General features: G+C 74.0%; 17 protein-coding genes. 9 read left to right on the forward strand and 8 right to left on the reverse strand.

Going from position 1 to position 21,352, the window contains the following annotated elements:
• Positions 1-59: 59 nt before the first annotated feature.
• The 4 genes from Csp2054_RS10525 to Csp2054_RS10540 all read right to left on the reverse strand — a co-directional run bounded on the left by Csp2054_RS10525 (position 60) and on the right by Csp2054_RS10540 (position 4,316).
• Positions 60-1,247 (reverse strand): nitrate ABC transporter substrate-binding protein, encoded by a 1,188-nt coding sequence (locus Csp2054_RS10525; protein ID WP_096899265.1) that lies wholly within the window; start codon positions 1,245-1,247, stop codon positions 60-62.
• A 78-nt stretch (positions 1,248-1,325) separates the two neighbouring features.
• The gene (locus Csp2054_RS10530; RefSeq protein ID WP_096899266.1) at positions 1,326-2,195 is read right to left on the reverse strand and encodes an ABC transporter permease; all 870 of its coding nucleotides are present in this window, start codon (positions 2,193-2,195) and stop codon (positions 1,326-1,328) included.
• Positions 2,195-2,962, reverse strand: a complete 768-nt coding sequence (locus Csp2054_RS10535; protein ID WP_255252698.1) for an ABC transporter ATP-binding protein — start codon at positions 2,960-2,962, stop codon at positions 2,195-2,197. The genes Csp2054_RS10530 and Csp2054_RS10535 overlap by 1 nt, the downstream gene beginning before the upstream one ends.
• A 43-nt stretch (positions 2,963-3,005) precedes the next feature.
• The gene (locus Csp2054_RS10540; protein WP_096899267.1) at positions 3,006-4,316 is read right to left on the reverse strand and encodes an amidohydrolase family protein; all 1,311 of its coding nucleotides are present in this window, start codon (positions 4,314-4,316) and stop codon (positions 3,006-3,008) included.
• 154 nt (positions 4,317-4,470) lie between these two features.
• On the opposite strand from Csp2054_RS10540, the gene Csp2054_RS10545 reads away from it, so the two are divergent.
• Together Csp2054_RS10545 and Csp2054_RS10550 are read left to right on the forward strand one after the other, a co-directional pair.
• Complete coding sequence (locus tag Csp2054_RS10545; RefSeq protein ID WP_096899268.1) at positions 4,471-5,100, forward strand: helix-turn-helix domain-containing protein; 630 nt, start codon at positions 4,471-4,473, stop codon at positions 5,098-5,100.
• Entirely contained in the window at positions 5,097-6,065 is a 969-nt protein-coding gene (locus Csp2054_RS10550) for a PDR/VanB family oxidoreductase (protein ID WP_255252699.1), read from the forward strand. Before Csp2054_RS10545 ends, Csp2054_RS10550 begins: the two co-directional genes overlap by 4 nt.
• 74 nt (positions 6,066-6,139) lie before the next feature.
• Here the strand turns inward: Csp2054_RS10550 and Csp2054_RS10555 are convergent, their stop codons facing one another.
• Positions 6,140-7,537 carry an amidohydrolase family protein gene (locus tag Csp2054_RS10555; protein ID WP_096899269.1) on the reverse strand — a complete coding sequence of 466 codons (1,398 nt, stop codon included), beginning with the start codon at positions 7,535-7,537 and terminating at the stop codon, positions 6,140-6,142.
• Positions 7,538-7,655: 118 nt separating this feature from the next.
• Between Csp2054_RS10555 and Csp2054_RS10560 the strand changes: the two genes are divergently transcribed.
• Entirely contained in the window at positions 7,656-8,978 is a 1,323-nt protein-coding gene (locus Csp2054_RS10560; RefSeq protein ID WP_096899270.1) for an amidohydrolase family protein, read from the forward strand.
• Positions 8,979-9,031: 53 nt separating this feature from the next.
• Here Csp2054_RS10560 and Csp2054_RS10565 read toward each other — a convergent pair whose 3' ends face one another.
• The 3 genes from Csp2054_RS10565 to Csp2054_RS10575 are packed head-to-tail and all read right to left on the reverse strand — an operon-like array spanning position 9,032 to position 13,652.
• Complete coding sequence (locus Csp2054_RS10565; protein WP_096899271.1) at positions 9,032-10,024, reverse strand: XdhC family protein; 993 nt, start codon at positions 10,022-10,024, stop codon at positions 9,032-9,034.
• Positions 10,024-12,825: a molybdopterin-dependent oxidoreductase gene (locus tag Csp2054_RS10570; RefSeq protein ID WP_096899272.1), complete on the reverse strand. Its 2,802-nt coding sequence runs from the start codon at positions 12,823-12,825 to the stop codon at positions 10,024-10,026. The genes Csp2054_RS10565 and Csp2054_RS10570 overlap by 1 nt, the downstream gene beginning before the upstream one ends.
• Complete coding sequence (locus tag Csp2054_RS10575) at positions 12,822-13,652, reverse strand: FAD binding domain-containing protein (protein ID WP_096899273.1); 831 nt, start codon at positions 13,650-13,652, stop codon at positions 12,822-12,824. The genes Csp2054_RS10570 and Csp2054_RS10575 overlap by 4 nt, the downstream gene beginning before the upstream one ends.
• 245 nt (positions 13,653-13,897) lie before the next feature.
• On the opposite strand from Csp2054_RS10575, the gene allB reads away from it, so the two are divergent.
• The 6 genes from allB to Csp2054_RS10605 all read left to right on the forward strand — a co-directional run bounded on the left by allB (position 13,898) and on the right by Csp2054_RS10605 (position 21,350).
• Positions 13,898-15,271 (forward strand): allantoinase AllB, encoded by a 1,374-nt coding sequence (allB, locus tag Csp2054_RS10580; protein WP_096899274.1) that lies wholly within the window; start codon positions 13,898-13,900, stop codon positions 15,269-15,271.
• Positions 15,264-16,376, forward strand: a complete 1,113-nt coding sequence (locus Csp2054_RS10585; protein WP_096899275.1) for an acetamidase/formamidase family protein — start codon at positions 15,264-15,266, stop codon at positions 16,374-16,376. Before allB ends, Csp2054_RS10585 begins: the two co-directional genes overlap by 8 nt.
• Positions 16,366-17,925, forward strand: coding sequence for an AtzH-like domain-containing protein (locus Csp2054_RS10590; protein WP_096899276.1), 1,560 nt, complete (start codon positions 16,366-16,368; stop codon positions 17,923-17,925). Before Csp2054_RS10585 ends, Csp2054_RS10590 begins: the two co-directional genes overlap by 11 nt.
• A gap of 97 nt (positions 17,926-18,022) precedes the next feature.
• Entirely contained in the window at positions 18,023-19,282 is a 1,260-nt protein-coding gene (locus Csp2054_RS10595) for a pyridoxal-phosphate-dependent aminotransferase family protein (protein WP_096899277.1), read from the forward strand.
• Entirely contained in the window at positions 19,279-20,529 is a 1,251-nt protein-coding gene (locus Csp2054_RS10600; RefSeq protein ID WP_096899278.1) for an allantoate amidohydrolase, read from the forward strand. Before Csp2054_RS10595 ends, Csp2054_RS10600 begins: the two co-directional genes overlap by 4 nt.
• Positions 20,526-21,350, forward strand: coding sequence for a MurR/RpiR family transcriptional regulator (locus tag Csp2054_RS10605; RefSeq protein WP_096899279.1), 825 nt, complete (start codon positions 20,526-20,528; stop codon positions 21,348-21,350). The genes Csp2054_RS10600 and Csp2054_RS10605 overlap by 4 nt, the downstream gene beginning before the upstream one ends.
• Positions 21,351-21,352: the final 2 nt, after the last annotated feature.

A 21,352-nucleotide genomic window follows, 5' to 3' on the forward strand; every position in this document is an offset into this window, starting at 1 on the left:
GGTGCGGGCCGGCACCGCGCCTCCAGTCCGGTGGGTGGTCGGCTGCGCCGACCGCTCGGTCAGTCGCCGAGACCGATGGACTTGCTGAGGAACTCGTTCGTGTACAGGTCCGACGGCGTGATGCCGGACTTGACGTCGCCGCCGCCGGCGAAGATCGGCTCCGCCTTCTCGAGGAACGACTGCATGCGGGACTCGTCCATCGAGCCGATGTACCCGTCGGTGTCCTTCGCGATGCCGAGCTTGACCATCTGCTCCGCGGCGAAGTCGCCGACCTTCGAGTCGTAGGTCCAGCCGTTGTTGTACTGCTGCACGAGCTTCGTGATGAGGTCGTTCGTGGCCTGCGGCGACTTCAGGTAGTCGACGTCGGCCTGCTGCATCACGGGGACGAGCTTCTCCAGGCAGGGCGACAGCTTCTGCAGGTCACCCGTCCGGACGCTCATCGTCTCGGGGTAGGGGTTCCACCCGGTGCTCGAGATGAGGGCGTAGTCGACCTTCTTGCCCCAGGCCGCGACCTGGTTCTGGTAGATGTACGGTTCGGCGGTCGCGAAGCCCTGCTGTGCGTCCTTCCCGCCGGCCGCCACGAACTTCGCCGGGGTGCCGTCGTAGCTGCCGTCGAGGACGCTCTTCGGGAGGTTGCCGGACTGCTGCAGGTACGTCATGTACGCGGCGCCGTTGAAGTAGCGGACGACGCCGCCGTCCTTCTCGAGGGCCTTGCCGAGGCTCTTGATGCTGTCGACCTTCGGGTACTTCGACGGGTCCCACATGATGACCATCGGCGACTGGTCGTTCTCGGCGAAGACGGCGGTGGTCGGCAGGTTGCCGGAGAACTGCACGGCTTCGTCGGTCGAGACGTAGCCGAGCGTGATCGACTTGTCCTGGTACATCTGCGACGAGACCTTCGAGTAGCCGATGGCGGGGCCGCCGGCACGGATCTCGAGCTTCACGCCGGTGCTCTTGCCGTTGGCGTAGAGGTCGCCCGTCACCTTCTTGTCGGAGGCGTCGATCGTCGGGTTCGGCCCGAGCATCTCGTAGAGGTGGCCGTGGTCGCCCTCGGGGTTCCAGTCGGTCTGCACGACGACGGTCGAGGGGCAGACCCCGGAGAGGTCAACGGCCGGGCCGGTGGCCGCCTTCGACGTCGCGGCACTCGTCGTGCCGCTGGCGGACGAGCCGGCGGCACATCCGGTGAGGGCGATGGCGGTGGCGGCGAGTGCAGCGGTGGCGACGCCGAGTCGGGTGGTGGTGCGCATGGAGGCTCCGTTCGTGGTGCGGGTCTCGTGGTGCTGGTGCTGTCGGGTGGGTGGAGGGAGGGAGGGAAGGAAGGGGGGTCAGCCGAACTCGTGCCAGCGGCCGACGGCCAGGCGGCCGATCAGGCCGAACACGAGGAAGACGGCGACGCCGTAGAGCGAGGCGATGATGATGGTCGCGTAGAGCTCCGGGCCCATCAGGCGCGAGGCCGTGACCTGGATGAGGACGCCGAGGCCGGGGTTGCCGCGCTGGAAGAACTGGTCGCCGACGATCGCGCCGATGACGCTGAGACCGGCCGAGGTGCGGAGACCGACGAACATCGACGGGAGCGCCGCGGGGAGCTGCAGCTTGACGAGCTGGGCGAGCCGGCCGGCGCGTTGGAGCTGGAAGAGCTCGCGCTGGCCACGGTCGGCGGACTGCAGCCCGAACAGGGTGTTCGAGACCATCGGGAACAGGGCGATCATCACCGTGACGATGACCCGGCTGGCGAACTCGTAGCCGAACAGGGCGCCGATGAGCGGCACGAGCGCGAGGATCGGCACGCACTGCAGGACGACCGCGTACGGGTAGAGCGAGCGCTCGAGCCACTTCGCCTGGGCCATCGCCATCGCCCACGCGACACCGATCACGATCGCGAGCCCGAGCCCGGTCAGGGACACCACGGTGGTCCGACCGAGGGCGGACCAGAGGTCGCTGCCGAACGTCGAGGGCGACCCGTCCGGCAGTGTCGGGTGGACGATCGCCTGGAGCACGCGGTGCGGGTAGGGGACGAGGAACGCGAGGTTCCGGACGTGGTCGTAGTAGGCGGCCGCGGCGTACCAGATGCCGACGAGCACCGCGAAGACGACGACGGGCTGCCACCATGCGATGCGCGCCCGTCCGGTGCCCCGGGTGCGACGGGCGGCGGCGCGGACGGCGCGGGTCTCGGCGACCTCCTGCAGCGTGGCCATCAGCGGTGTCCTTCCCGGAGTGCGTGCGAGACCTCGCCCACGAGTTCGGCGAACTCGGGCGTGAAGCGGATGTCGGGGTCCCGGGGCATCGGGAACGGCACGTCGAACCGACCGACGACACCGCCCGGACGACCGGACATGACGATGACCTTCGTGGACAGGTACACGGCCTCGGACACCGAGTGGGTGATGAACAGGCCGGCGAACCGCTGCTCGACGAAGAGCCGGAGCAGCTCGTCGTTGAGGCGTTCCCGAGTGATCTCGTCGAGCGCTCCGAACGGCTCGTCGAACAGGAACAGCTGTGGGTCGAGCGTCAGCGACCGGGCGAGGGAGACGCGCATCCGCATGCCGCCGGAGAGCTGCTTCGGCAGGTTCGACTCGAAGCCCTGCAGGCCGACCAGCTCGATGGCGCGTCCGGCCTTCGCGGCGCGTTCTGCCTTCGGGACCTTCTGGAGTTCGGCGAGCAGCTCGACGTTGCCCTGCACGGTGCGCCAGGGCAGCAGCGTGGCGTCCTGGAAGACGTACCCGATCCGGTCGGCGGCGACCCCGGCGGTGCCGTCCGACGCGGTCTCGAGTCCGGAGGCGATGCGCAGCAGGGTCGACTTCCCGCAGCCGGACGGGCCGACGACGGAGACGAACTCGCCGCGGTCGACGGTCAGGTCGACGCCCTGGAGTGCGACGGTGCCGTTCGGAAACGTCATCTCGACGTCCGCGAAGTCGAGCAGCCGGTCCGTCTTCGTGACGGGCGGCGGAGCGGTGGTGGTCACGGCGTCCTCTTCTCGGGGTTCGGGATCTGGTGTCGGGTGGGTTTCAGCCGCGGGCGGCGGCCTGCGCGGTGGGTCGGGACCCAGCGGTGGCCGGAGCGGGCTGCGCGGCGGGTCGGGGCCGGGCGACGGCCCGGACGGTCTCGGTCGTCGCCACGAGTCGACCGCGGGAGACGACGGAGCGCTCGGCAGGGGCGTTCGCGACGGCGTCCACGACGCTCGACGCGGCGACGGCGAGGAAGTCCGCGCGCGCGCCGGGCACGGCTCCGGCGACGGGCAGCCCCATGACGCTGCGGGCGCCGTCGCTGACGAGCCCGTAGGCCTCGTCCGGCGTGAGGTGTCCGGCACTGACGAGGAGCGAAGCGGTCTCGAGGGCGTCCGAGCGTCCGACCGGGTTGAAGGGGTCGCGGACGTTGTCGGCACCCGCGGCGACACGGACCCCGGCGTCGAGCAGGGTCCGGAGCGGGGCGAGCCCGCGCGGGGTCGCGACCGGGTGGTCCCAGCCCTGCAGGTACAGGTTCGTGATCGGGAGCGCGATGACGCCGATGTCGGCCGCCACCAGGTCGGCGATGACCGCGTCGAGGCGCTCGGGGTCGAGCGTGCCGAGCCGGACGCAGTGTCCGGCCGAGTACTGCCGGTCCCGGGGCCAGTCGCGGACGGTCCGGGCGTAGCGGTCGAGGGTGACCGGTCCGTCGAGGTTCTCGTCGGCGTGCAGGTCCACCCCGGTGCCGCGACGGGCGGCGATCGCCAGCAGACGGTCGACGTCGGCGTCCGGGTCGTCCGCCAGGTGGGGCGCGCCGCCGACGAGGTCCACGCCGAGGTCGAGCACGGCCTCGACGTGGGCGTCCGGGGCGTGCGGGCCGGCGAGGGCGACCAGCTCGATGTCCATCAGGTCGGCGAGCTCGTCGCGGACCTGCACCAGGGCGCGGGCGCCCCGGGTGGCGTCCTCGAGCGACGCCTCGCCGTGCCCGCTGAGGACGTCGACGTGGGTCCGCACCGCCGTGGTGCCGGCCGCCAGCATCGCGAGTGCCTGGGTGCGGGCCCGGTCCACGACGTCCTCGACGGTCATGGTCGCGGCGTGGTCGACCCAGGCGGCGATCGCGGACCCGAGGTCACCGAGCGGCGGCTGGATCCGGTCGGAGCTCAGCGCCTTGTCGAGGTGGGCGTGCGGCTCGGCCGGCGCGGTGAGGAGCAGGCGTCCGCCGAGCTCGAGCACGGCCTCGTCCGGCGCGTGGAGCGTCCCGGCCGGAGCCACCGCCGCGACGGTGTCGCCCACGATCGAGACGTCCACGCGCTGCCCGTCCGGCAGGAGTGCGTCCCGGATCAGGGCGAGCGGCCGAGGCAGGTGCTGGTCCACTGGGTCCCTCTCGATCGTGTGTGAGAATGTTGATCGCATCAACATCGGCGATGCTATGGGGACCGTGTTTCCCCCCTGTTTCGCGGCGGTTGCCGTTCGTGACACACCGCTCCGGCACCTGGACCGGAGCGGTCCGAGACGCCAGGAGACGTCCATGCCGACCGACATCATCGAGACCGAGCGCGCCAACCAGCGCGTGGTCGACGAGCAGGCCCGCCGCATCGGCGAGCACATCCGTGGTCTCCGCCGCGACCGAGCGCTGACCCTCGTGCAGCTCGCCGAGCTGACCGGACTGTCGCACCCGTTCCTCAGCCAGCTCGAACGCGGGCACTCGCGGGCGAGCATGGTCTCGCTCGAGAAGATCGCGGTCGCGCTCGGCACCAGCCAGGTCGAGCTGCTCGCCGCCGGCGACCCGTACCTCCGGGGACCGGACGACCCGCGTCCCGACGTGCTCCGGGCCGACGAGGGTGCCCGCGGTCCCTTCTCGCAGGGCGAGGCACGGCTGCTCGTGCACGGCGGCGAGCACGCGTTCGAGCCGCTCGAGTGGACCGGTCAGAACACCGACCCCGGGGACTTCTACGAGCACCGGGAGGACGAGTTCCTCTACGTGCTCGCCGGGGCGGTCCGGCTCGACCTCGGCGACGACGAGCCGCTGCTGCTCGGGCCCGGCGACTCGGCGTACTACCGCGGCGGGACACCGCACCGGTGGTGCAGTCCGGTCGGCACCCGGTTCCACCTCATCGTCGTCAAGGAGAGCCCCGCGCGGAGCGGAGGCCGGTCGTGAACGGCGGCATCTCGAACGGTGCGGCCGGGCGGTTCCGTGTCCGAGTCGCTCGCCGCGCCGCCGTCGCACGGGACGTCGTCGTGCTCGACCTCGCCCCGACGGGCGGGACGCCCCTCCCGACCTGGGAGCCCGGTGCCCACATCGACGTCGAGGTCGCCCCCGGTACCGAACGGCAGTACTCCCTCGTCGCGACCACCCCCGTCGGGCACTGGCGGGTCGCCGTGCTCCGGGAGCCCGACGGCCGAGGCGGGTCGGTCGCCGTGCACGAGCGGGTGGACGTTGGCGACGAGCTCGTCGTCGGTGGTCCCCGGAACCACTTCGGCTTCGACCCGGCGCGTCCGGCGGTGTTCGTCGCCGGGGGGATCGGCATCACCCCGATCGCGGCGATGATCGAGGCGGCCGAGGCCGCTCGGACCCCGTGGGAACTGCACTACGCCGGACGGAGCCGGGCCGACATGGCCTTCGCGGCAGACCTCGCCGCCGCGTACCCGGAGCGCGTGTCGATCCTGGCGGCGGACGAGGGCGGACGGCTCGACGTCGCCGCGCTCCTCGCCGCGCCGCGCGACGCGGTCGTGTACTGCTGCGGTCCGACCCGGCTGATGGACGCCGTCGTCGCGGCTGCCGTCCACTGGCCCGACGGCAGCGTGCGGGTCGAGCGGTTCGCGGCGCTGGCGGACGCGACGGCCCCGGGGGACTCCTTCGAGGTCGAGTTCGCCCTGACCGGCGAGACGTTCACCGTGCCCGCGGAGCGGTCGGTCCTCGCGGTCGCCGAGGACGCCGGGGTGTTCGTGCTGTCGTCCTGCCGCGAGGGCACCTGCGGCACGTGCGAGACGCCGGTGCTCGAGGGCGCCGTGGACCACCGTGACACCGTCCTCAGCCCGGCGGAGCAGGCCGAGGACCGCGTCATGATGATCTGCGTCTCGCGGGCGGCGGCGGGGTGCCCGAAGCTCGTGCTCGAACTGTAGGGCGCGCGCACGGGCGGACCGGCGTCCGCGGCGGCCCGGCACCGCCGACGCCGATCCGCGGACCTGCCGGGCCCCTACGGCCGCTCGGTGTCGTCCAACGACGCGCCGGTCAACGCCGACAGCCGTTCCAGGCCCGCCTCGCGGACGAGCTGCTTCGCGAGCGGTCGCGCCCGTGCCACGGCCTCGCCGACGTCGACCTTCGTGACCTCGCCGTGCTCGACGCTGAGGTCGCCGTCGACCCAGACATCGCGCACCTCCCGGCTCCCCGCGACGAACACGACCGCCTGGTACGGGTCGTGCACGTTCGCCAGCGTCGGGCCGTCGCCGTCGAACACGACGAGGTCGGCGCGCTTGCCGGGTTCCAACGAGCCGATCTCGTCGTCCATCCGGAGCGCCCGGGCTCCGCCGAGCGTGGCCATCTCGAACGCTTCGCGGGCGCTCATCGCCGTCGCCTGCAGGTCGCGCACACGGGCGAGGAGCGCGGCGGTCTTCATCGCCTGCAGGAAGTCCTGCGAGTCGTTCGACGCAGGGCCGTCGACGCCGATGCCGACCGGGATCCCGAGCGCACGCATCTCCGCCACCGGTGCGATGCCGCTCGCGAGGATGCCGTTCGCGACGGGGTTGTGCGCGACGCCGACACCGTTGGCGGCGTACCGCTCGCGGTCGTCGCGGTCGACCCAGACGCTGTGGGCGGCGATGACCGGCACCCGGAACATGCCCGTCGCCTCGGCGTGGCCGACGACGGTGCGCCCGGTGCGCTGCCGGGCGGCCGTGACCTCCTCGCGGACCTCCTGGATGTGGATGTGGATGCCGTGGCCGCCGTCGACGGCGTACCCGATGTGCTCCTCCCACGCCGCGTCGGTGTAGCGGCCGATCGAGGACATGCCGACGCGGAACGTGCTGTAGCGACTCCGGTCGGCTGCTTCGCGGAGCGCGTGGAACTCCTCGATGATCGGTGCCGGCCCGAACCCGCGGTCGACGTCGCCCGACCCGAACGAGACCACGCCCCGCAGGCCGAGGTCCTCGAGCGCCTGGACCACACCGGGGGTCGCCGGCTCGCCGGGGATCGGGTCGGAGCAGAACATGTCGTTGGCGGTCGTCACGCCGCTCCGGAGCATCTGGATGCCCTGCAGCACGGTGCCCGCGTACGCCTTGTCGCGCGTCATCACCGGGTTGACGCGCGAGATCAGCTCCTGCAGCCACTCCCAGAGCGTGTACTGCGAACCGATCCCGGTGATGAGCCCCTCGCTGAAGTGCCCGTGCGTGTTGACGAAGCCGGGGGTGACGATGTCGTCGGCCCCGCCGCGGACCGTGGCGTCGGGGTGCTCTGCGGCGAGTTCGGCGAAGGTGCCGACCGCGGCGACCCGCGGCCCGTCGAGGAGCACGGCGCCGTCCCGGATCGCGGCCGGGGTCGACGAGGAGTCGGGGGCGGCGGTGAGGACCCAGCCGCCGCGGACGAGAGTGCGGGTCATGCCCGCGACCCTAGGAGGGCCGTGTCACACGGGTGTTACCGGCAGGTGTCGGCCGGGGACGGCTGCGGCGCCGCGGCCCGACACGAGCCGGAAACGCGGCGCTGCTAGAACTGCCGACATGCTCACCGTCTCCGGCGCCGTCCGTGTCCTCGTCGATCCGCGGACCGAGCGGGACGGCGACGTCGTGCTCGACGACGGCTCCGGGACGGAGACCGTCCTCGACGCCGAGGGCTGTGTCGTCACCGCCGGCTTGGTGAACGCACACCACCACCTGCTGCAGACCGCGTTCCGGACCCTCCCCGGGACGCGTGGCGTCCCGATGGCGGACTGGCTGCCGGCGATGGCCGCCGCGTACACGCGGGTCGGTCACGATCCCGAGCTCTACGCGCTGGCCGCGTCCGTGGGCGCCGCTGAGGGCCTCCTGTCCGGCGTCACGACGATCGCCGACCACCACCTGAACTGGCCCGCGGACGGCACCGCCGAGGACACCGTCGCCCTGGCGGCGGCGACCGCCGACGCGGTGCGCGCCCTGGGTGGACGGATCGTCTTCGTGCGGGGTGCGGCGCGGGACGACCCGAACCGGGCGGGCGAGTCCGCCGAGGCGATCGTCCGGGGGCTGCTCGCTCCCGGAGCGGTCGGGGGCGTCGATCCGGACGGTCGCCTGCAGGTCGCGGTCGGTCCGGCCGGTGTGCACTCCGACCCCGAGGCGACGTTCCGCGTGCTCGGCGACGTCGCCAGACGGCACGGCCTCCGGCGGCGGACCCAGGCCAACGAGCAGGTGGACACCGCGATCGCCCTGGAGCGCTACGGGCGCCGACCGGTCGACCTGCTCGAGGAGTGGGGCTGGCTCGCGCCCGACGTCACGCTCGCGCACCTCTGCGACGTGACGGACGACGAGATCGCACGGCTCGCGGCGGCCGGCGTCACCGCGACGCACGCGCCCGGGTGTGACGTGCCGATGGGGTGGGGGATCGCGCCCGTCGCACGGCTGGCAGAGGCCGGCGTCCCGGTCGGGCTCGGGACGAGCGGCGGCGGGAGCAACGACGCCGGGCACCTGCTGGCGGACGCCCGGCTCGCGATGCAGGTCTCGGCCCTCGTCGGATCGCAGCTCACGGCGCGACGGGTCCTCGGCATGGCGACGGAGGGCTCGGCGACCGGACTCGGGCGTCCGGAACTCGGCCACCTCGGCGCCGGGACCGCCGGCGACCTGTGCGTCTGGGACGTGTCGGGGGTGGCCGACGCCGGGGTCGACGACCCGGTCGCGGGCCTCCTGTGGGCATCGCCGGGGCGACGACCGCGGCACGTGGTCGTCGGCGGGCGTGTGGTCGTCCGTGACGGCCGTCTGGTCGACGCGGACGAGCGCGAGCTGGCAGCGCGGCTCCGGGAGCGTCTCGGCCGGACGCCGGCCGCGTCGGCGCGCGCGGATGGCCCTCCCGCCTGACGGGTCGACCGCGTGTCGGCGCGCGGTCCACGCGTGGCCGGCCGGGAGGCACGTCACCCGACCGCGAGCGGCCTCCGGTGGACGGGACCCGCGCCCTGGGCCAGGGGGCGGCCGTCGGCGCCCGTCCGCGTGGCGATCACCTCCGCCATGATCGACACGGCGACCTCCGCCGGGGTGCGTGCCCCGATGTCCAGGCCGATCGGCGACCGCAACCGGTGCAGGTCCGGCGTCCCGAGCGCCTCGAGCTCGACGATCCGACGCGCGTGCGTCGCGCGCGATCCCATCGCGCCGACGTAGCCGGCGCCGCGGCGCAGCGCGAGGTCGATGACCTCCGCGTCGAACCGGTCGTCGTGGGAGAGCACGATGACGACGGTCGAGGCGTCGATCGCGGTGTCGGCGAGCGTCCGTGTCGGCCAGCCGAGGACGAGCCCGTGCGCGGCCGGGAACCGCTCGGGGGTGAGGAACACCGGTCGGGGGTCGTGGACGGTGACGGCGTAGCCGAGCACGGACGCCGCGTTGGTGACGGCGACCGCGAACTCGACGGCGCCGACGACGAGGCAGCGGGCACGGCCGCCGGCGTACTCGGTGAACACCCGGCCGCGGCACCCGTCGGGGGTGGTGACGACCTGTCCGAGGGACCCGGGCGCGAGCGAGAGCGCGAGCGTCGTCGGCGACCCGACGGACGCGTGCCGGAGGGCCTCGACGACGGCGGTGTCGTCCGGTGTGACCCGGTGCACGAGCACCTCGACGCGGCCGCCGCAGCGCAGTGCCGGTGCCCACACGGCGTCCGGGTCGTCCGGCGCGGCGTCGAACCCGAACCGCTCGAGCACGGCCTCGCCGGTCTCGGCGACGGTCTCGGCCACCGTGTGGAGGACGCCCTCGACGCATCCGCCGGAGATCGTCCCGACGACGTGCCCGCCGGGCAGCACGGCCATCGACGTCCCGGTGCCGCTCGGGGCGCTGCCCTGGACGTCCACCGCGGTCGCGACGACGACGGACCCGCCGGTGTCGAGGACGGCGAGGAGGCGGTCGGCGAGTTCGAACATCAGGACCTCCCGGTCTCGACGAGTGCCCAGACCCGGTCCCGGGTCATCGGGAGGCGGTACGGACGGACACCGATCGCGTCGCGGACGGCGTTCGCCACGGCGGGTGCGACGGGGTTGTAGGGCGCCTCGCTCATGGACTTCGCGCCGAGCGGGCCGAGCGGGTCGTGGGTCTCGGCGAACAGGACCTCGGTGCGCGGCACGTCGGAGATCTTCGGGACGCGGTAGTTGCGGAAGCTGTCGGTCGTCACGCGCCCGGTGTCGTCGAGCACCACCTCCTCGTAGAGCGACGAGCCGATCGCCTGCGCGGCGCCGCCCTCGACCTGGCCGCGGAGCTGTTCGGGGTTCATCACGGTCCCGGCGTCGACGGCCTGCACGCTCTGCAGCACCCGGACCTCGCCGGTCGGGCGGTGCACGGCGACCCGGACCCCGTGCACCGTGAACGCGAGGGACCGCGGTGTGCCGTCGTGCTGTCCGTGGGCGACGAGGGGACCCGCCGCGAGCAGCTCGGCCGTCGGGACGTGGACGTCGCCGACGCGGACGCCGTCGGGCCCGACGTGGACCGCCGGGCCGAGGACGCCGGTGGCGGTCCGGGGCGTCCGGTCCGCCACGACCGTCGTCGCCCGCTCGACGATCAGCTCGCGGAGGGCGGTGGCCGCCGCGTGCAGGGCCTTGCCGGCGACCACCACACCGGCGGAGCCGAACGCACCGGTGTCGTACCGGGCGGCGTCGGTGTCGGACTGGTGGACCGTGATCCGGTCCGGGGTGGTGCCGAGGGCGGTGGCGACGAGCTGGGTGTGCACGGTGGTCGTGCCGTTGCCGAACTCCGCCGTCCCGACGCCGACCCGGTAACGCCCCTCCCCGGTGAGTTCCACCGTCGCGTGCGCGTGGTGCCCTCGCGGGGGGACGGTGGCGATCGCCGCGACGGCCATCCCGCTGCCGGACACCCAGTCAGCCGAGTCGTCGAGCACGGGGCCGTCCATGCACGGCAGCGCGCGGTCGTGCTCGGCGGTGTCGGGTCCGGTGGCGAGGGCGTCCTCGACCAGGTCGATGCACTGGTCGAGGCCGGAGCTGCCGTCGAACTGCAGGTCGGTCTCCTCGTCGGGGTCCGTCACCACCAGCGCGTCGCCGGGCACGATGACGTTGCGTCGGCGCAGCGCGAACGGGTCGATCCCGAGTTCGCGGGCCAGTTCGTCCATCGCCGACTCGACGGCGAAGACCACCTGGCCGAGGCCGTACCCGCGGAACGCCCCGGACGGCAGGTTGTTGGTGTAGACGGACTCGGCGTCGACCCGCTTGTTCGGGCACCGGTACACCGCGACGGACTCGCTGACGGAGTGGTACATGACACCGATGCCGTGGTTGCCGTACGCGCCGGTGTCCATCGTCTGGTCGACGTGCAACGCCGTCAGCACCCCCTCGGCGGTCGCGCCGAGCCGGACACGCACGCGCATGGGGTGCCGCGCGGGGGCGATGGTGAACTCGTCACGCCGGCTGAACTCGTACTGCACGGTCCGTCCGGTCCGGAGCACCGCGAGGGTGACGAGGTCCTCGGTGAGCAGCTCCTGCTTCCCGCCGAAGCCCCCGCCGACCCGCTTCGCCACGACGCGGACCCGTTCCGGGTCGAGCCCGAAGACCCGAGCCACCTCGTCGCGGACGAGGAACGGCACCTGGGTCGCGGTGCGCAGCACGAGCCGGCCGTCCGCGTCGATCCGCCCGCGGGTCGCGTGGGTCTCGAGCGCCGCGTGCGAGACACGGCCGGTCGACCACACCCCCTCGACCGTGGCCGCCGCGGTGGCGAGGGCCGCGTCGACGTCACCGGTCTCGCCGTGCAGGGCCGCGACGACGTTCCGCCCGGGCTCGGCGATGCGGTGCTCGGCCGTCGTCTTCTCGCCGTGCAGCAGCGGCGCACCCGGTCGCCGTGCGGCGTCGGGGTCGTGGACGCTCGGCAGGACCTCGTACTCGACCTCGAGGAGTGCGCAGGCCTGCTCGGCGACGCGGACGCTCTCGGCGACGACCGCCGCCACCCGCTGCCCGCGGAAGCGCAGCACGCGGTCGAGCACCAGGGTGTCGTCGGGGTCGTCGAGCCGCGACTCGTGGCGGCCGGTCGAGAACAGGACGCCCGGGTCGTCGCGCCAGGTGAGCACGGCGTGCACCCCGGGCAACGCCTCGGCTGCCCGGGAGTCGATGCGGACGATCCGGGCGTGCGCGTGCGGGCTGCCGAGGACGGCCAGGTGGAGCAGGGCCTCGGTCGCGCGGACGTCCGGCGAGGGCGGGACGTCGAGGGTGTACTCCTCGCGACCGGTCACGATCCGCATCGCGGCGGGTGCCCGGACGGACGCCCCCACGGCGTCGCCCGCCGGCCCGCAGGTGGTGTTGACGACCCCGGCGAGCGCGTCCTCGATCGCCCGGTACCCCGTGCACCGACAGAGGTTCCCCTTGAGGCGACGGTGGTGGTCGGCGAGGTCCTCAGCGGTGAACGTCGACGCGGTCACCACCATCCCCGCGGTGCAGAACCCGCACTGGAAGGCCGCGGCCTCGGCGAAGGCGCGTTGGACCGGGTGCGGCTGCTCCGGGGTGCCGAGCCCGGCGGCCGTCGTCACGGACCGGCCCTCGAGTCGGTGCGCCGGGGTGATGCAGGAGTGCACCGGCGTGCCGTCGACCAGGACGGAGCAGGCGCCGCAGTCCCCGGAGTCGCAGCCCTTCTTCACGGACGTGACTCCCTGCTCGCGCAGCAGCGTCCGGAGGACCTGACCCGGCTGGGGCTCCGCCTCGACCGGCGTGCCGTCGACCTCGAACCTCATGCCGTCGCCTCCGTCGAACCCGCGCGCTGCGTCGCCGCTGCTGCCCGGAGCTCGCGGGCGAACCGGGTGCTCACCGCCCGTCGCCAGGCGGGGGAGCCGTGCGGGTCGTCGTACCAGTCGCCGTGCGCCTCCATCGCCGCGACGACCTCGGCGTCGTCGGGCACCCGGTCCCACCGCAGCACGAGCGGCCGGGGGGTCGCGGCGGTGACGACCAGCACGAAGCCGTGCTCGTCGAGCCGCGACGTCACGAGCGCACCGGACCGGCCGTGCGGACTGAGCGCGGTCCGCCGGAAGCCGGTGCGACCGCGGAGCGCGGTGTACGGCACGGCGAAGGACCGGATGACCTCGCCGTCGGCCAGGTCGAGCGTCCGCACCCCGGTCACGAGCCGGTCGACCGGGACGACACGCTCACCGCCGTCGGGCGTCCAGACGAGCGCGACGGCGTCGAGCGTCACGAGGAGCGCCGTCATCGCCCCGGCCGGCAGCGCGACCCCGACGTTGCCGCCCACCGTCGCGGCGTTCCACACCTTGAACGAGGCGAGCAGTGCGTTCGCGCACTGCTCCACGAGCGGCCAGGCGCGCCAGTCGGGGCGCGGTTCCGCCCGGGTCAGCGCGGCGATCGTGCACGTGGCGCCGATGGTCAGCGAGCTCGTCCCGTGTTCGAGGTCGGGCCAGCCGAGCGTGGTCAGGTCGACGAGGCCCGTGAGCCCGGGCTGCTCCTCGGAGAAGAGCCAGGTGCCTCCGCCGAGCGGGCGCTCGCCGGGTGCGAGCGCGATCTGGTCACGACGTGCGGGGGTGCGGACGGAGCGGACGGTGACGAGGTCCATGCGAGGATCCGATCTGGCGGCGACGGGTGGGGGCGGGCGCGTGCGCCGACCGTCGGCCGTGCGCGATCATGCCCCGGTTCCACGCCGTCAGGGACCGTTCCGTGGTGGTGTCGTGCACGGCGGCCTCCCTCGTCGTCGGATCGTTTGCGGTGGGGCCCGACTGTACGAGCCGGGTGTTTCCACCGCGTTACGGGCGGGGAACGACCGCGGCCGGTCCGGAAACACGACTGTGCGATGCTCGCGGCATGAGCGCATCCCCAGCCGGTCCTCCGGAGCCGAACCGCGCCTCCACGGCGGTGCGCGGCGAGCGCGTGTGGACCGAGGGCGCACTGCGACCGGCGACCGTCGTCGTCCGCGGCGAGCGGATCGAGGCCGTGCTGCCGGTCGACGCGACGATCGACGTCGACACCGTCGTGGAGGTCCCGCGCGGTGCCGTGCTGCTCCCCGGGCTCGTCGACACGCACGTCCACGTGAACGAACCGGGGCGCACCGAGTGGGAGGGGTTCGCCTCGGCCACCCGCGCTGCGGCGCTCGGCGGTGTCACCACGATCGTCGACATGCCGCTGAACTCGATCCCGCCGACCACGACGCCCGAGGCCCTCGCCGTCAAGCGGGCCAGCGCCGAGGGCCGTGTCGCCGTCGACGTCGGGTTCTGGGGCGGAGCGGTCCCCGAGAACGCCGGCGCGCTCGGTCCGCTGTGGGACGCGGGGGTGCACGGCTTCAAGTGCTTCCTCGCACCGTCCGGCGTCGACGAGTTCGGGCACCTCGACGCGGCCCAGCTGCGGACGGCGCTCGCCGAGGTCGCCGCCCTCGACGCCCTGCTCATCGTGCACGCCGAGGACCCGGACGACCTCGGGGACGGGGGTGCGCTCGGGACCGGCTACGAGGCGTTCCTCGCCTCCCGTCCGCCGGCGGCCGAGGAGCACGCGATCGCCCGGCTCGTCGACGGGGTCCGGGCGACGGGTGCCCGCGCGCACGTGCTGCACCTGTCGGACGCCGGCGCGCTGCCGATGCTCCGTGCGGCGAAGGCGGAGGGGCTGCCGATCACGGTCGAGACGTGCCCGCACTACCTGACGTTCGACGCCGAGCACGTGCCGGACGGTGCGACCGAGTACAAGTGCTGCCCGCCGATCCGCGACGCCGACAACCAGGACGCGCTGTGGGAGGGGCTCCTCGACGGCACCATCGACATGGTCGTCACGGACCACTCACCCTCGACGGCCGAACTGAAGCGCGGGTCCGGCGGCGACTTCGGACTGGCGTGGGGCGGCATCGCGGGGCTGCAGGTCGGGTTCCGCGCGACGTGGACCGAGGCGGCGCGACGCGGTGTGCCGCTCGAGCAGCTCCTGCCGGCCTTCACGACCGGACCCGCGGCGCTGGTGGGCTACGCGGACCGGGGGGTGATCGCGTCGGGGGCCGCCGCACACCTGGTCGTGTTCGACCCCGATGCCCAGGAGACCGTGCACGCCGCGGAGCTGGAGCACCGCAACCCGGTCTCCGCCTACGACGGTCACGAGCTCCGCGGTCGTGTCCTCGACACCTGGTTGCACGGCCGGCCGGTGGCATCGGCCGCCCGCGGCGTGTTCCGCACCGACGGGAGGCTGCTGCGCCGTGACTGAGACCCTCGAGATCGATCTCGACACCGTCCTGCAGCCCGGACGCGGTCCGGTGCTCGGTGACGTCCTCGTGTCCTCTGACCCGGACGCCGTGCTCTGGGGTCGTCTCCCGGCCTGCGAGGACGCCCCGACAACCACGGTGCCGGCGGGGTCGACGGTGACGTTCGACACCGTCAGCCACGAGGGGGTCCTCGACGACCAGGGCCGCGACCCGGTGGCGTACTTCGGTGGGCACGGAGTCCCGCGTGGTGCGGTCCTCGACGACGCCGTCGCGATCGCCGCGCGGGCCGAGAGGGGGACCGCGGACGGCCCGCACGTGGTCACCCGCCCGATCGGGGTCGAGGGCGCCGAGCCCGGCGACCTCGTGTCGATGACCCTGCTCGAAGCCCTGCCACGCGTGCCCTACGGTGTGGTCTCGAACCGCCACGGCCGCGGAGCACTCCCCGGCGAGCTGCCCCGCGGCGAGCTGCCCGTGAGCGTCTTCGCCGACGTCGTCGACCGCGCCGGCGCGCTGCACGGCCGGTTGGCGTCGGTCGAGGACGGCCCGCGGGACATCACGTTCCCGCTCCGACCCTTCCTCGGGATCGTCGGCGTCACGGTCGCTGACGCCGTCCGGCCGCACTCGGTGCCACCCGGGCCGCACGGCGGGAACCTCGACATCGCCCTGCTCGGCGTCGGCACGACCCTCCACCTGCCCGTGCAGGTCCCCGGGGCGGGCGTGTACGTCGGCGACCCGCACTTCGCCCAGGGCGACGGCGAGGTGGCGCTCACCGCGATGGAGGCCTCGCTCCGCGCGACCTTCCGCATCGACGTCGTGCCGCGTGCCCGTGCGCTGGAGGAGTTCGGCGAGCTGAGCGGTCCCCTCGGCGAGACGACCGAGTACCTCGTGCCGACCGGGCTCGACGCCGACCTCGACGAGGCCGTCCGGAAGTGCGTGCGACAGGCGATCGCGCTGATCAGGGCGCGCTGGGGCGTGGACGAGCACATCGCCTACGCGTACCTCAGCGCGGCCACCGACTTCCGCGTCTCGCAGGTGGTCGACCTGGTGTGCGGAGCGCACGCCACGATCCGGACGGCCGACTTCGCGGAGGTGCGCCGTGGGCGGTGAGGTCTGGCCGAAGGGGCTCCGCGAGGCGTTCCGTCGCTACGAGGACGCGCTCCTCGCCGACGACGTCGCGGTGCTCGACGAGCTCTTCGCGCCCGGACCGGACACCATCCGCGGTGACGCCGCCGGGCTGCTCGTGGGCCACGACCGCATCAGTGCCTTCCGGTCCGCCCGCGGTGGGATCAGCACGCGCCGCATCGGACGGACGGAGCTCCGCCCCGTCGGCGACGACGGCGTGCTCGTGGTCGCGGAGTCGTGGTTCGAGGGCGGCGGACGCGGGTTGCAGACGCAGCTCTGGCAGCGCGGCCCGCGGGCCGACGACGGCACCGCCGGTCCCTGGCGCATCGCCGCCGCACACGTCACCGGACGGCCGGTCGCGTTCGACCGGAGCACCTGGCGCGTGCTCGGTGACCCGCTGGTGCCCGGCGACCCCGACCCGGACGCGCCGCTCGCGGGTGTCCGGGTCGCCGTGAAGGACCTGTTCGCCGTGCGCGGCCAGGTGATCGGCGCCGGGAACCCGGTCCACGAACGCGAGGCCGACGTCGAGGTCGAGCACGCGTCGGCCGTCCGGGCGCTGCTCGACGCGGGGGCGTCCGTCGTGGGGATCGCGCGCACCGACGAGTTCGCCTACAGCATCGCCGGGCGCAACCAGCACACCGGCACCCCGCCCAACGGCGCCGCTGCGGACCGCATGCCCGGCGGGTCGACGTCCGGAGCCGCCGCAGCGGTCGCGCTCGGACAGGCGGACCTGGCGCTCGGCACCGACACCGCCGGCAGCGTCCGGGTCCCCGCGTCGTACCAGGGGCTGTGGGGCCTGCGGACCACGCACGGCGCGGTCGCCCGGGACGGGCTGCTGCCGCTCGCGGCGACCTTCGACACGGTCGGGTGGCTCGCGCGGGACGTCACGACGCTCCGCGCTGCCGCGGCGGCGAGTCTGCCCGCACCCGACACCGCCGTACCCGACACCGCGGCACCCCTCGGCGACGGTGCACTGCTCCTCGTCGAGGAGCTGCTCCGGTCGGTCGAACCCGCCACCCGCGACGTGTTCGAGGCGTTCCTCGCGCGGACCGGACGCCCGGTCCGGACCGTCGCACTCCCGCCGCTCGCGGAACTCGCCGAGACCGTCCGGGTCGTGCAGGCCGCCGAGGCGTGGCGGGTCCACGGTGCGTGGGTGACGGCCCACCCCGGTGCGCTCGGGCCCGACGTCGCCGCGCGCTTCGCGGCGGCCGCATCGGTCACCACCGACGAGGAGGAGGCCGCCCGGACGCGCCTGCGCGAGCTGCGGACCGCGGTCCGGCCCGTGCTCGACGACGGCCCGCTGTGCTTCCCGACGGTGCCGGGGCCGGCGCCCCTCCGGACCGCGGACGCCGCGGCCGTCGAGCGGACCCGCGCCGCGACCCTCCGGATGACGGCGACCGCCGGGGTGGCCGGCGCGCCGGCGGTCTCCGCTCCGGGCCTGCGGGTCTCCGGGGCACCCGTCGGCATCTGCCTGGTCGGCACGCCCGGCTCGGACCTCGCCCTCCTCGACCTGGCGGCCCGCCTGGTCGCCTGACGGGCGGATGGGAGGCGCGGATCACCTCGGCAACGTCGCCGTCACCTGCCTGAAACACCCGTTCCCTACGATCGGTCCTGGAACGGAAGGAACACCGATGCAGCCAGTCGACCCGCCCGCACGCCTCCTCATGGGACCCGGACCGGTGAACGCCGACCCGCGCGTGCTCCGTGCGGCGTCCGCACCGCTCGTCGGGCAGTACGACCCCTGGATGACGGCGACCATGACCGAGACCCAGGAGCTGTACCGGCAGGTCTTCCGCACGCGCAACGACGCCACCGTGCTCGTCGACGGCACCTCGCGCGCCGGCATCGAGGCCGCGCTCGTGTCCCTGCTCGCACCCGGCGACCGTGTCCTCGTGCCGGTCTTCGGACGGTTCGGGCACCTGCTCGCCGAGATCGCCGGTCGTGCCCAGGCCGAGGTCCACACGATCGAGACCGACTGGGGCCGGGTGTTCCCGGTCTCGGTCATCGAGCAGGCGATCGTCGCGACGAGACCGAAGGTCCTCGCGATCGTGCAGGGCGACACCTCGACGACGATGAACCAGCCGCTCGAGGACCTCGGGGCGGTGTGTGCCCGGCACGGGGTGCTCCTCTACACGGACACGACCGCGAGCCTCGCCGGCAACCCGTTCGAGATGGACGCCTGGGGGGTCGACGCCGTCACCGCCGGCCTGCAGAAGTGCCTCGCGGGGCCGTCCGGGAGCTCCCCGACGAGCCTGTCCGACCGCGCCGTCGACGTCGTCCGGTCCCGGCACTCGATCGAGGCCGGGATCCGCGAGCCCGGCGACGACGTGCAGGACGACCCGATCCGGTCGAACTACTTCGACCTCGGCATGGTCCTCGACTACTGGGGACCCCGCCGCCTGAACCACCACACCGAGGCCACGACCATGCTCTACGTCGCGCGTGAGTGTGCACGCGTCGTGCTCGAGGAGGGTCTGGACGACGTCGTCGCCCGGCACGAGCTCGCCGGCCGCGCGATGCTCGACGGGGTCCGGGCTCTCGGTCTGCAGGTGTTCGGCGACGTCGCGCACAAGATGCACAACGTCGTCGCGGTCGAGATCCCGGACACCGTCGTCGGCGACGCCGTGCGGGCCGCGATGCTCGAGGACCACGGGATCGAGATCGGCACCTCGTTCGGACCGCTGCACGGGCGCGTCTGGCGGATCGGCACGATGGGCGTGAACGCGCGCAAGGACGCCGTCGTGACCACCCTCGCGGCGCTCGAGCAGTGCCTGCGCCGAGGTGGCGCAGCGGTGCCGCAGGGCGCCGGGGTGGACGCGGCCCTGGACGCCTACGCCGCCGCCGGTCGTGACCGGGCCACGGCGGGTGCCGAGCCCGCGGGGGCACGGTGACCCGCGCCTCCCGGGCGGCCGCGGCGCTGGCCGACGTCGTCGCCGCACGCTGCGACGAGCTGGCCGCGGTCAGCTCGATGCCGGACGGCATCCGTCGCGTGTACCTGTCCCCCGAGCACGCCCGGGCGAACGTGCTCGCCGCCGGGTGGATGCAGCAGGCCGGCCTCCGCACGTGGGAGGACGCCGCCGGCAACCTGCACGGCCGCACCGCCGGCGACGACGACCGACCGGTCCTGCTCATCGGCTCGCACCTCGACACGGTGGTCGACGCCGGTCGCTTCGACGGCATCGTCGGCGTGCTCACCGGCATCGCCGTCGTCGAGGCGCTCGGAGCGGCCGCGGCCGACCTGCCCGTCGCGATCGAGGTCGTCGCGTTCTCGGACGAGGAGGGCACCCGCTTCGGGAAGGCCCTGCTCGGGTCGTCCGCCGTCGCCGGCGTCTGGGACGACGCGTGGTGGGACCTCGTCGACGAGGACGGCACGACGCTCCGTGACGCCTTCACCGCCCACGGCCTCGACCCGGAGCGGGTGCACGAGGCCGCGGTCGACCCGGCCCGTCTCGTCGGGTACCTCGAGGCGCACATCGAACAGGGGCCGTACCTCGAGCGTGCCGACCAGGCGCTGGGCGTCGTGACCAGCATCGCGTCGGCACGCCGGTTCGTCGTCGACGTCGTCGGCGAGGCCCGTCACGCCGGCGGTACCCCGTACGAGATGCGGCACGACGCGCTCCTCGGCGCGGCCGAGGCAGCGCTCGCCGTCGAACGGCTCTGCATCGCCGAACAGCACGTCGGCACCGTCGGCTCGATGCACGTGGAACCGGGCGCGGTCAACGTCGTCCCGGGGCACGCCCGGTTCTCCGTCGACCTCCGCGGGGAGTTCGACGAGGGCCGCGACCGCGTCTGGGACGCCATCGCGACGGCGTTCGACGAGATCGCGACGCGTCGCGGCCTGCGCGTGTCCGTCGACGAGGTCCACCGGGCGCCCGCCGTGCTGTGCGCGCCGCGGCTGATGGACGCCGTGCGTGCCGGCATCGTCGCGACCGGGCAGGAACAGCCCCTCGAACTGTTCTCACGGGCGGGCCACGACGCGATGTCGCTCGGCCTCGTCACCGACGTCGCGATGCTCTTCCTGCGGAACCCCGGCGGGATCAGCCACCACCCGGACGAGTCCGTCGCGACCGAGGACGTCGCGCTCGGGATCGACGCGATGACCGTCGCGGTGCGGAGCCTGACCGGGACCGCCCCGTGAGCGCCGACCTGCGTGCCCGGATCGCCGAGCTCTGGGACGACCTGACGCCCGCCGAGCGACGGGTCGCCGCCCTCGTCCGGGCCGACCCCGACGTCCTGCTGCTCCGCACCTCGGCGGAGACCGCGACCGAATCGGGCACCTCGAAAGCGACCGTGAGCCGACTCGTCCGCGCCCTCGGGTTCCGCGACGCCGGCGAGGTCCGCGAGACGCTGCTCGCTGCACGGGGGACCGGACTGCCGTGGGCCGCCACCCGCGCCGCGGACGCCGACGAACGGGCGGTCGAGGGCCGGAACCTCGACACCGCGTTCGCGTCCCTCGCCCGCGTCGACCGACCGGACCTCGCCCAGCGGATCGTTGCGGCCCGCCGGGTCACCGTCATCGGGTTGCGCAACGCCCACCCGATCGCGCTCCAGCTCCGCGCGCAACTCGCCCAGGTCCGCGCCGACGTCCGGTTGGCGCCGGCGGCCGGGCAGAGCCTCGGCGAGGAACTCGCCGACCTCGGCCCGGACGACGTCGTCGTCGTGGTCACGATCCGCCGGCACGCGGCCGTCGTCGGCCGGGTGGTCGAACGCTGTGCCAGCGCCGGCGCGGACGTCCTCGTCGTCACGGACCCGACCGGCGCGGTCCTGGCCTCGTCCGCGCGGGCGGTCGTCGTCTGCCCGGTCGACTCACCGTCGGCGTTCGACAGCCTCGCCGCCCCGGCAGCCGTCGTCGCGGCCATCGCGAACGACGTCTACGAGGCGTCCGGCGCCGCCGGGCGCGCCCGCGTCGCCGCCATCGCGCAGACCTACGACGCACTCGACGAGGTGGTGACACCGTGACC

This window comes from Curtobacterium sp. 'Ferrero', from assembly GCF_002412165.1.
Taxonomy (GTDB): domain Bacteria; phylum Actinomycetota; class Actinomycetes; order Actinomycetales; family Microbacteriaceae; genus Curtobacterium.